Consider the following 12,012-nt stretch of genomic DNA (forward strand, 5'->3'; position numbering starts at 1 on the left):
ATATATTTGTGCATATTTATTTCATTTCTGATATCTGAAGAAATACTGGTATCCGGTCCCGAATACAGAATGACAGGTTCCATGAAACCCTCGCAAAACAGAAATGAAAAAGCCGTACACGACTATCGCATACGGCTCCTCATCAAACAGTAAATATATATCAAATTGCAGACGTTTATCACAACGTCGCTACAGCATTTTCCGTAGGTCAAAAATGAAACTTCAGGTCGACACCATACTGGATACCATTCCCGCGTTGCGCGAAAGTCAGGTTCTGTCCCGACGCAGAACTCTGGAACGAAAAAGTATTGTACTTGGTATCCGTCAGGTTACGTCCCCAGAAACTCAACTTCATGAATCCCCAGTCAGCATCAATATGAGCACCTAATACGGCATAGATCTTTTGGTAATAAGTATTCAGTTCATCCCAATAGGTCTTGCCTTGACCATAAACATTGGCGCCTAAAATAATAGCTTTCAGACAACCGGCAGACACATCGAAACGGTAGTCTGCTCTGGCAGAAAAAGTATTCATAGGAACATAAGGCACTTTCTTGTCCTTGTAATCCACGAGTTTTTCTACCCCGTCTTCTTCTATACTATCCTGATAGTTCTTGAAAGCTGCATGTGTCAACCCGTATGTGACTGCCCAGTCCAGATGATTATTGAATGATACGCCCCGAAGGGAAGCCTCTATACCACAACTGTAACTCTTTCCGGCATTGACCATCATGCGTCCGTAACCATATTTGTTGGCCATGACCGAGAGTTGCTGATTCCGGATTTGCATGAAGAAAGCGGAAAAATCAAATTGTACTGAATGGTCAAAGAGATTCAGATGAGTACCGGCCTCATAGTTCCAACTCGTTTCCGGGCGGAAGGAAATGGTCTTTGCAATCCGCTGATAGTCTGCGTCAGTGTGAGGAATGACATAATCCCCACTCCTGGCATTAGCCGCATTGGCATTGAGTTCAGCAGACAGGATGTCAGAGAACATCTGGAAATTATAACCTCCCGCACGATAGCCCTTGCTCACTGTCGCATAAACATTGCTCCCTTGCTCGTCAATCCGGTAGTTCAGTCCGAATTTAGGCAGGAGTTGGTTATAGTCATCGTCTGTCTTGCCATCAAGAATAGTGGAGAGGAGATTGGTGGCTTTCGTCCCCATCACGTCAGCAGACATAGACATATAGGCAGAAGTTTGATAGTGTATCTTGGTATGTGTGAAGTCATAGCGCAAGCCGATTGTACCGGTCAAGCGGTCCGTGATATCAAAACTGCTCTCGTGGAAAAGGCCCAGGTTATACTGAGGCGTATGATAGACACCAGGCGCACCCATCTCAACGCCCAAACTTACGCCTCCCGCACCATCGACAACTTTCTGGGCTGCAGCTTGGGCGGCAGCCTGAGGCATACCCTTTTGGATCATCTGGGCAGCCATCGCACCCACGATAGCCGAATACATCTGCTGCTGGATAGCCGTTGCTATAGGTGTCGTCATATCTTTATCAAAGTACACCGGTCCGTCTGTACGCAGCCATTCAGAGGAAAAGAATGTCCCGACGGTCCAATTCCAGAAACCTCCCACGGGGCGATTGCTCTTGAAATTAAACTCCTGTGTAAGGGCGTTCTGCAACTGTTTTTGTTGGAGATGCATGAAATCCTGCGGCAGGTAATCCTGATCCATGAACATATTGTCCCGCAAGTACTGATAACTGGAAGTACTATTGAAATCAAAACGATTAGCCTTGTAAGTCACGGTCAGACCTGTGTTCAGCATGTTTCTGCGATAAGTAGACTGGCGGTTAGCGGCAGGCGCAGCAGTCTTTCCGCTTTCCAGGTCCATGACACCGTAAGGGAACCCGTTCTGATTCACATACTGGTAATCTGCCGTGTAGTCCAGATTCAGGCGGTTGGAGGGTTGGTAGACCAGTCTCAACCGGCCACCAGCTTCGTTGAACAAGTCTGCCCGTTTGCCAGTGGTCTGATTTTTGAAGAACCCATTCTGGCCATCATAGAAACCGGCTATGGACATTCCCAATCGATCATTCAATTTTTGATAATGCGCAAATTCAGTATTCCTATACAGTCTGGAACCAATTCCGAGATCGATGTCAGTACCTTGGTAATACAAAGGATTTTTGGAGTACATGCGGACCAGTCCGCCTTCAGAGTTCTGCCCATAGAGCGTACCTTGAGGACCACGCAGGATATCGACACGGTCCAACTGATAAGTATGGAAGTTGAAAGCAGCCTTGCTGATAATCGGCATGCCATCCATATAAAGAGCCACAGCAGGGCTGTTGATACGGCTTCCGATGCCTCTGACATAAATAGAGGATGTGTAGCGTGACCCATAGTCAGGCATCACAAAGGAAGGTATGTAAGATGACAAGTCCCTGAGATCCCGGACGCCCAAGGCATACATCTCCTTGTACGTCATCACTGTACTGCTTAAAGATTGCTGGCGGAGTCGGAGAAATTCCTTAGGTTGGCGGATCACGACGACCTCATCCAGATCATGTACACGAGAAGAATCAGAAAGGTCTGTCGACGGTCCTCCTTTTCCCATTACTTGCAAGGGCAATGCCGTTGCTGCAAATAAGGCAGCGGCCATAATCGATTGATAGTTCATAATTGGTATTGTTATTCGCTTGCAAAGGTACGAACTTCTTCAAACGTGTGTAATCCTCATTTATAAGGAAATTTCTAACCCTTTGAGAAAGAACAGTATAATGGTGTTTGAAGAAGATAAGAAGGAAGGAAAAGGGTTGTCGGACATTCTACAGATATCTCTTGACAAAAGTCTAATGCGCTGTCGCTACAGCATTCAGACATAGCCTCTAAAATAAGTATTCAGGTTATCACTTTAGAATAGAGGACAAGACATAAAGCTATTGGACAGACACGGAAATCGAGGTGACTCGCCCCTATCAGACTGACGACTCAGTCATTCATCGCCCCGCAATAAGGGCAGCGTCCTTTATGCTTGAGTTCTGCGCCGCAATTGCCGCAAACATATTTCACCCGATCATGCTTCAGATATTGGACGATGGAAAAATAGAAATAGAACGCCAGCAACACGTATCCCACGAAATACAAAGTGCTGAAACTAAACAGGATATAATCGATGGCACAGACACCAGCCAGACCAAAAGAATAGAGCACGGCATCGCCAAACTGTAACTGTTTCCGGACATCATCGAGGGCTGCCAGACCGACTATCAATATCGACCACACCAAAATCAGGAAGACTGAAAGCATTGTCGGAACCCGAAAAGGATCCAATGTGGGATGGAAATAGAAGTCCTGCCAGTCATCCGGAGCAAAGATCTGAATGCTGGCATAGAGCGTTGCCGCCGAAGCAACGATCAGACAAAGCAGCGTGGGGTAAAAAGAGTCGATATCATTGAAATGCACGATTTTGGCATTCTTTTTCAGGATGGTCCTGAGAAGATAGGCAAACCCGATGACAATGATGATAATCAGGAAGATCATCAGATGCGTATCAGAAAACAAGGAAATACATTCTGAAATCGGGTCGTCAGGAACAACATTCGGAAGAAGTTTGGACTCATGGATCCAGCCAAACTGCGCATTTTCAGTACCCAGTTGTATCCATACAGAATCTACGGAATCCTGAGGGACGATATGAATATCAGAAACGACCAACAAGGTATTATGCTTGACGGCGAAAGAATCCGTATTCATATTATTGACAATTTCCACCGGTTGCTGGGCATAGAGGACCAGGGAATCTGTCTTGACCAGGAAATTATATCTGTAAGTGTAATGGTGTGTTGTAGAAAAGGAAATAGAATCAAGTTGCTTTGCACTGTACTGGACAAAGGGCGCACCCTGTTGCTTTGCTTGCCGGTGATAGCAACCGGTCAGCAATAACAAGAGCAGGAGTATCGGAACTATGGTTCTAGTTTTCTGCATATATATTCATTTGGCAAACTCTACAGTTGAATTCAAGTTTAAATTTCCTCCCGTCTGGCAAGACGAGTGACAGAGGTTCCTTCCAGGTCGGTCGCTTTCCGCCCCGCTTCACACAGAATCCCAGTGCATACCGGATGCAATAGCGGCACTGCATGATGAGCGGTTGTGAAACCGATTGAGTTGAAAGGTTTCGAAGTTCAAAGGCCGTCCCATCTGCCTTCAGGCCTTGACGGGAATAGAAATCCCTTGCATGCCGGTTACTGATGTTATAAAGATAAGGAAAATGCCCGTATTCCGGTTGCCAATTAAAGGCCGGAGACTCCGTACTGCTTTTATCAGGCACAGGAACTGCAGTTTGTACAGCCCTGGACTGAGTCCTCCCCGCCTTGCTTGCTGTCTCAAGTTCGTCAATCACTTTCCGTTTGAGGGTTGACAGCAAACTGTTGGGTACGAAATAGTCAGTAGTTCCCTCAGCAAACGCCACCTGTTGACAAGTGTAGGAGGTATTTCCCAATTTCGTCAACTGGCGGTTCATATTCTCACGCTGGTTGTTTCTCGCTTTTTCGAAAGTCATTTCGAGTGTAGTCTCTACAGAGCACCTGTCGTCCGTAGCCTCGAGTCGGGCACCTCTATCCGTGACAGACAACTTCAACTGAAGAGGAATCTTCCGTTCAGCAGTCTGCCCTTCAAGGATTTTCCGGAAAGCCTCATCATGGTTTCGATAAAGCCGGATGCCCTTCCTCAGACCTGCCGGCATGCGCTGCGGAAAGAGCCAGTTGTTCTCCACCCTGTTTACCCGGAAACCCTCCAACTCGTGACCTTCATTGAAGAAACAGAGTCCATCCCCATTGACAAAAGAAGTTGTCCCGGCAACAGAGAAACTTCCACGATGAACCTCCTTTACAACACCAACGTATTCACCCGTCACTTTTGGCGTATCCATAGCACTTATTCCTTCCTGTCTGCCATTGAGGAAATAAGTGGTAAAGCCCCGGTTAAAAGTTTTTTGCAAGTCAGGTTGAAAGGACCATGCCACTCGTCCACGTGACGAACGGCAGTAATCCTCCGGGCGTCTCTTGACAAGTTGGTCCAACTCACGGGAATAGGCAGATACCACGTTTTTTACGTAATCAGCATCTTTCAGTCTACCCTCAATCTTGAAAGAACTTGCTCCTGCATCAGCCAACTCTTCCAGATGACTTGCCAGACAAAGATCTTTCAGGGACAACATATAACGTTGCTTTTCGATGACCGTTCCTTCGCTGTCCACCAAATCAAATTTCAAGCGACAAAACTGTGCACAGTTCCCTCGATTGGCAGAACGTCCGAAAGCTTTCTGAGAAGCATAGCACACACCGGAATAACTCACGCAAAGCGCGCCGTGCACAAAGACCTCAAGTTGAATATCCGGAACAGCCTCATGAATCTTACGGATTTCAGTTAAGGAAAGTTCACGGGCCAGGACAGCACGCTGGAATCCCAGAGATTTCAACCAGCGGACCTTTTCTACAGAACGGACATCACATTGTGTACTGGCATGGAAAGGCAGGCCCGTCTGATTTTTCAACTCCAGGAGTCCCATATCCTGTATGAGTATTCCATCAACATGGATTGAAGCCAGTCTCGCCATCAACTCCTTGACAGCAGCCCACTCCTGATCATATACGATCGTATTGACCGTGACATAGACCTTCGCATCAAACCGGTGAGCATACTCACACAACTGCCTGATATCTTCTACTGAATTGCCCGCAGCCTGACGGGCACCGAATCCATCAGCACCGATATAGACAGCATCAGCACCATGTTCAATGGCAGCAATGCCGATCTGCAAATTCTTTGCAGGAGCCAAAAGTTCTAACTTCCTCATCATGATTAACTCCCGATATCGCCGATTCAGTTCTGTATTTCAGGTTATTTAATATCTTCAATATTGTATGGTGTCTCCTGATAAACGTAATAATTGATCCAATTGCTATAAAACAAATTGGCAGAAGACCGCCATGTCACGAGCGGTTTGTTATGCGGGTCATTGTCTATATAATAGTTTTTCGGGATGTCCACGTCATTCCGCTTGCCGAAATCACGCTTGTATTCTTTATCCAACGTATAAGGCGCATATTCCAAATGCCCGGTCAGATAGAAATCCCTACCGTTACGGGACATCACCACTGTAACCCCACTCTCCTTCGACTCCGCTATGATCTGCAGGTCAGGAACCTTATCGATATCCTCCCGATGAACTTCCGTGTGTCTGCTTTGAGGCATATAGAACACATCATCGAATCCTCTGAAAATGGGCAGTAACGGATCGAGGATACGAGAGCGGAAAATCCCGAACATCTTTTTCTTCAAAGGATATTTGGGAATGCCGTAGAAATGGTACAAGGCAGCCTGTGCCGCCCAGCAGATATACAACGTAGAGGTCACGTGAGTACGCGCCCAATCGAAGATGCCCTTTACCTCTTCCCAATATTCTACGTCCTCGAATTCCAGCGTCTCCACAGGAGCGCCCGTGACGATCATGCCATCAAATTTATGATTCCGAAGTTCGTCGAAATCCTTATAGAACATGACCATGTGCTCTACCGGCGTATTTTTGGGGATATGGGTCTTCAGCCTCATGAAATTGATTTCCAACTGCAAAGGGGTATTGGAAAGGAGCCGGATCAGATCCGTCTCAGTCGTAATCTTCAAAGGCATCAAATTAAGAATAACAATTTTCAAGGGACGAATCTCCTGGCTATGAGCTCTTGTCTCATCCATGACAAAGATGTTCTCTTTTTTCAGAATTTCAATAGCCGGCAATTTGTCCGGTAATCTTAATGGCATATTTATATCCTTTCCCTAATAAACTCAGGTACAAATTTAGATAAAAATTCTGAGATGATAAAGCCTTGACTTGACAAAAAGTAAAATAACTCTATATCTGAGGATTTTGCCCGTTCATTCAAGACAATATGGAGGTCGTATTCATGATCTACAGAAAATGCCCATCAGTCTGGAGATTCCCTATCAGAAATTCCCGAAATGGGCGAATTTAACAGACAGAAAAGGTTCAAGTCATTTTATTTTTGTAAGTTTGCCACATTTATAAATGTAGCGATCAATTATACAAAACATTAAAAATGAGAGTACTTGTTATCAACGGTAGTCCGCGCAAAAACGGAAACATTGCAAAAATGCTCCACTCTATTGCGGACCACGTCGATTCAGCAGACGTCCATTGGATCAACGTCAATGATCTGAAGATCCATGCCTGTACCGGTTGTATGAAATGCAGAGCATCCGGCACATGCGTCTTACCCGAAGATGACGGCCATCACATGGCAGAGGAAATCAAATGGTGCGATGCACTTATCTTAGGCACTCCCGTGTATTGGGGAAACATGAGCGGACAGATGAAACTGATGTTTGACCGCATCGTTCCTTCGATGATGGGAGAATCCAAGTCAGGTATCCCTATCGCTCTGCACAAAGGCAAGAAAGCCATTATCGTCACAGCCTCTACCACGATATGGCCCTTCAGTTTCCTATTTCGGGAAACGACGAACACCAATCATGCCATGAAGGAAATACTGCATTATTCAGGATTCAAGGTTATCGGCAAATTAGTTTATCCCGGTACCAAAGGGAAGAAGTCCATCCCTCAAAGGATCTTGAATAAGGGGAAAAGATTAGGCGCAAAGATCAAATAAGATTCTTTCCACATCAAGTATACTCGCCTCGACCCGATACAACTGTTACACCAAGTGGTTCCAATAGTGAAGTCAACCGTAACAGACGGGTTAAGATCACAACTCCTGTTATCTGCAGGTGTTCTGATCTCCAAGTTTCTATTTCTAAAGGGAGACCTATCTTCTCTTGGTCTCCCCAATCATCAAAAATCCGGTTTCCAGTATAGAGGAATACAGATTCGTATTCCTCAAGACTTTATTTTCAACACAAACCGGAACATCAGATAATAGACCAAATGGAAAAGGATGATCAGATTGAAGATGATCAAGTCCAAGTCATTTGCACCTTCCGAGAGATGATGTACATACGTCAGCACCGCGAGCAGCACGCACAGGCATAGTCCGCACATTGTCGTGACATTCCTCGTCCTCTGCTTTTCCCGGATGGAATCATTCTCCGAGAGTTTGCTGTGTCTCGATCCACGTACGATATAGATATCAAAACCGATCATCATCCATACGACGAGACGAAGCCACGTGTCGATACTCAAGGAAACCATCATCACCAGACAGACCAGCGCACCGAGAATAGGAATGACAGGCACCCATGGCGTCCTGAAAGCAGGTTTGGCATTGGGATTATTCTTGCGGATGATAATAATACCGAGACATACCAGTATAAATGCAAACAGAGTCCCGATACTACTCATCTCCCCGATGACTTTTCCGGGGACAAATGCCGCAATCAAAGAGACGAAAACCATGAACAGCAGATTTGATTTGGCCGGTGTCTTATATTTGGAATGCAGGTGCGAGAAAATCGAAGGGACCAACCCGTCACGACTCATGGAATAGAACACCCTGCTCTGACCAAGCAGCAAGACCAGGATGACAGAAGAATATCCCAAAAGGATCGCCACCACAATAAATCGGTTCAGCCATGGGAAGGAAGGAATGATCGTGCCATTGGGTCCCGGCTTCCCCATCTGATTGATAGCCGTTGCTACAGGAGCGAGGTCACTTCCTGACCCACTTAACGTCTTATAATTGGCAACGCCCGTCAGCACATAGGCAAACAAGACGTAGAGTATCGTACAGATCAATAGCGACCCCAAGATGCCATAGGGCATAGATTTCTGCGGATTCTTGGTCTCCTGGGCAGCAGTAGACACCGCATCAAAACCCATATACGCAAAGAAGATCATTCCCGCCGCCCTGAGAATACCTGTCCAGCCGAACTTTCCGAAGCTCCCTTCATTCTTGGGAATAAAAGGCGTCAGATTACTCTTGTTGATATAGTGGAATCCGATAAATATAAAGATCAGCACAATCGCTATTTTCAGAACAACGATGACGTTGTTCAATCGTGCTGACCCTTTTGTCCCATGGATCAGGATCATGGACATAATGATCACGATGAAAACAGAAGGAAGGTTGATAATCCCATGTAAAACTTCTCCCCCTGGAAGTACGACAGACTCAAAAGGAGTCATCATCAACTGCTGGTCTAACGTAAAACCCAAGGAGTGCAGCAGTTCATTAAAATACCCCGACCAACTCGAGGCAATGGTAGAGGACCCTACGGCATATTCCAGGATCAAGTCCCATCCGATGGTCCAAGCGACGAATTCCCCCATTGTCGCGTACGAATAGGTATAGGCACTACCTGAGACTGGGATGGACGAAGCAAACTCAGCATAGCATAATCCTGCAAAGGCACAACCGATGGCAGCTATCACAAAAGAGATGACAATAGACGGCCCCGCGTGCTCTCCCGCCGCAATACCCGTGACAGAAAATAACCCGGCTCCAATAACAACTCCAACCCCCAGTGCGATCAAAGCACCAGTTGTCAAAGTTTTCTTCATTCCCTGTTTGTCAGAAGCCTCCGCCATGAGACTGCTGATGCTCTTCTTTGTGAATAATCCCATATTACCTTGCTTTTTGAGTTTGTTTGTGCCACAAAGATAATTATTTTTATCTATAAATCATCATGATGTTTTAATTTTGTGGACAAAACGAACACTTTATCTTAAAAAAAGTTAGAGAATCCATCATTTTGAATAGGGAAAGGTTAAAAAAGTAATACAAATCACACTCCATACGAGAAAGAACGGGGAAATATTCCAACGATCAAACAATAGAAAAAAGCACAAAAAAAGCGCAGATATGAAATGATATCTGCGCATTTTATTATGATCCGGAATGATCACCACAATTGCAGGCGTTCATTCTCTGGGATATACATCTTGTCTCCCTTCTTCACATTCCAGGCTTTATAGAAAGCGTCTATATGAGGAAGAGCACCGTTGACACGCCATCTACCCAAAGCATGAGGATCCCGCTTAACACGGTTGCGGATCTCCTGGTCTGTAATATTATCAGCCCATATTCCTGCAAAAGCCAGGAAGAAGCGCTGATCAGGTGTAAAACCGTCTACCGTCTTCAGAGGATGCTGAGCGGTCACCTTCTTATAGGCATTGAAGGAAACCTGAAGGCCTCCGTGGTCTGCAAGATTCTCTCCAAGTGTCAATTCTCCATTTGCGTGGAGTCCGGGCAATACCTCGATATTGTCAAAAAACTTGGCATAGAGTTGGGCACGTTTCTGGAAGTTCTTTGCGTCACTGGCTGTCCACCAGTTTTTCATATTGCCATCAGAATCATACTGGCGGCCCTGGTCATCGAATCCGTGGGTCATCTCATGACCGATGACAACACCGATGCCACCATAGTTGAATGCTGCGTCTGCCTTCGGGTCGAAATAAGGAAACTGTAAAATTCCGGCAGGGAAACAGATCTCATTGGTCGTCGGATTATAATAAGCATTCACCGTCTGAGGCGTCATCAGCCATTCATCGCGGTCAACAGGTTTACCTGCCCGCTCTTCAATGCGCTGATTATGGTGGAAGACCGCACAAGCCATGGCATTATCATAAAGAGAACGTGAAGGATCGATAGTCAGTTTGGAATAATCCTTCCACTTGTTAGGATAACCTATTTTAATCAGGAACTTGTTAAGTTTCTGATGTGCGGCAGTTTTTGTCGTGTCACTCATCCAAGTTTGTGCGTCTATCCGTTCTCCGAGGCTGACCTGAAGATTATGCACCAGGCCCTCCATATATTTCTTGGAAGATTCAGGGAAATAATGCTCGACATAGATCTTGCCCAGCACATCGCCCATTTGGTCCTGTACCTGATCGGATGCACGCTTCCAGAGAGGATAGTCTTCCTTACGGCCGCTCATCGTCTTGCCGAAGAAGTCAAACTGGGCCTCCCTGATAGCATCAGTGAGATATTCTGCAGAGTTCTCAATGACGCTCCACTCCATCAATGCCTTGATGTCTTCAGGAGTCTGCAAAGTGATCAACTTGTCCAGACCTGCCATAAACTCAGGTTGTCCGACAACCACGGTCTGAACATATTCTGGTTTGATCCCTTCAGCATCGGTAAATTTCTTCAGAGGAATATCGGGATAGGCCGCATTAAACTCATCCAAAGTCATCTTATGATAGTTGGCTTCAGGATCCCTCAGATCCGTCATACTCTTAGAGATCAATGCAACCAATATTTCCTGACGATAGACAGCATCACGGCGCTTGGCAGATTCGTCAGAGTTGAAACCGTAAAGTTGGAACATCTTGTCGATGAAATCATGATAAGCGTTGCGGATGGCAACTGTTGCAGAATCATTATTGACATAATAGTCCTTTTGGCCCAATGTCAATCCGCCCTGCGAGATATTCAGGATATTCATGGCTGCATTCTTCTGGTCAGCATCGAAATAATCATCGAACTGCATACCCAAGCCCTGAACAGCGTACTTCAATTGGAGTTGACGAAGGTCCTCAACTGTCTTGGCAGCTTCTATCTCGCCAAGAATAGATTTCACAGGTGCCAGTCCCTCCTTATTGCGGCGATCAAGATCCAAAGCCAATTTGTAGAAATCTGCCAGTTTCTGCTCCATACTCCCCTTAGGGTGACTTTTCTTCTTCAGTCCTGCCAGGATCTCGTTGATACGCTTGTTGTTGTTTTCCTGCAACTGATCAAACGTGCCAAAGCGACTGCGGGAAGCTGGTAAAGGATTCAACTTTTTCCATCCGCCGTTGGCAAACTCATAGAAGTCGTCTTGCGGTCGGACAGACTTGTCCAAATTCTTTTCATTGATTTCCGACTGATTTTGAGCCATACCCATCAAAGGCGACACAACCATCATCATCATCGGAACAATTTTCCTCATATTCATACTTATTGTGATTTAAAATTATCTTTTCATTCGAAAATGTTTTTATTGCGAACAGCCAGTAAATCGGCTATTCAGGTTTAACTTATTTGTTTTGACACAATAAAAGAATAAGCAGGCTGCGGTATGCTGTCTGCGGCTATTGGCTTAGGC

7 protein-coding genes are annotated in these 12,012 nt (G+C 45.6%); 1 reads left to right on the plus strand and 6 read right to left on the minus strand.

Annotated features, from left to right (window positions below; genetic code table 11):
• Positions 1-208: 208 nt before the first annotated feature.
• The 4 genes from NG821_RS02520 to metA form a co-directional block, all read right to left on the minus strand.
• Complete coding sequence (locus NG821_RS02520; RefSeq protein WP_252760083.1) at positions 209-2,635, minus strand: TonB-dependent receptor; 2,427 nt, start codon at positions 2,633-2,635, stop codon at positions 209-211.
• Between the two features lie 311 nt (positions 2,636-2,946).
• Entirely contained in the window at positions 2,947-3,942 is a 996-nt protein-coding gene (locus NG821_RS02525; protein ID WP_252760084.1) for a zinc ribbon domain-containing protein, read from the minus strand.
• Positions 3,929-5,812 (minus strand): peptidase U32 family protein, encoded by a 1,884-nt coding sequence (locus NG821_RS02530; protein ID WP_252760096.1) that lies wholly within the window; start codon positions 5,810-5,812, stop codon positions 3,929-3,931. The genes NG821_RS02525 and NG821_RS02530 overlap by 14 nt, the downstream gene beginning before the upstream one ends.
• A gap of 44 nt (positions 5,813-5,856) precedes the next feature.
• The gene (gene metA / locus NG821_RS02535; protein ID WP_252760085.1) at positions 5,857-6,774 is read right to left on the minus strand and encodes a homoserine O-acetyltransferase MetA; all 918 of its coding nucleotides are present in this window, start codon (positions 6,772-6,774) and stop codon (positions 5,857-5,859) included.
• 296 nt (positions 6,775-7,070) lie between these two features.
• On the opposite strand from metA, the gene NG821_RS02540 reads away from it, so the two are divergent.
• Positions 7,071-7,640: a flavodoxin family protein gene (locus tag NG821_RS02540; protein ID WP_252760086.1), complete on the plus strand. Its 570-nt coding sequence runs from the start codon at positions 7,071-7,073 to the stop codon at positions 7,638-7,640.
• A gap of 227 nt (positions 7,641-7,867) precedes the next feature.
• On the opposite strand, the gene NG821_RS02545 is transcribed toward NG821_RS02540, so the two are convergent.
• Entirely contained in the window at positions 7,868-9,550 is a 1,683-nt protein-coding gene (locus tag NG821_RS02545; protein WP_252760087.1) for an amino acid permease, read from the minus strand.
• A 278-nt stretch (positions 9,551-9,828) separates the two neighbouring features.
• On the minus strand, positions 9,829-11,862 hold the full coding sequence (locus NG821_RS02550; RefSeq protein WP_252760088.1) for a M13 family metallopeptidase: 2,034 nt from the start codon (positions 11,860-11,862) through the stop codon (positions 9,829-9,831).
• Between the last annotated feature and the right edge of the window lie 150 nt (positions 11,863-12,012).

It is taken from the genome of Segatella cerevisiae, from assembly GCF_024054555.1.
Lineage (GTDB): Bacteria > Bacteroidota > Bacteroidia > Bacteroidales > Bacteroidaceae > Prevotella > Prevotella cerevisiae.

Coding starts and splice junctions, on each gene's coding strand:
- NG821_RS02545 (WP_252760087.1), bottom strand. CDS start 9,550: ATGGGATTATTCACAAAGAAGAGCATCAGCAGTCTCATGGCGGAGGCT.
- NG821_RS02520 (WP_252760083.1), bottom strand. CDS start 2,635: ATGAACTATCAATCGATTATGGCCGCTGCCTTATTTGCAGCAACGGCA.
- NG821_RS02550 (WP_252760088.1), bottom strand. CDS start 11,862: ATGAATATGAGGAAAATTGTTCCGATGATGATGATGGTTGTGTCGCCT.
- NG821_RS02525 (WP_252760084.1), bottom strand. CDS start 3,942: ATGCAGAAAACTAGAACCATAGTTCCGATACTCCTGCTCTTGTTATTG.
- metA (WP_252760085.1), bottom strand. CDS start 6,774: ATGCCATTAAGATTACCGGACAAATTGCCGGCTATTGAAATTCTGAAA.
- NG821_RS02530 (WP_252760096.1), bottom strand. CDS start 5,812: ATGAGGAAGTTAGAACTTTTGGCTCCTGCAAAGAATTTGCAGATCGGC.
- NG821_RS02540 (WP_252760086.1), top strand. CDS start 7,071: ATGAGAGTACTTGTTATCAACGGTAGTCCGCGCAAAAACGGAAACATT.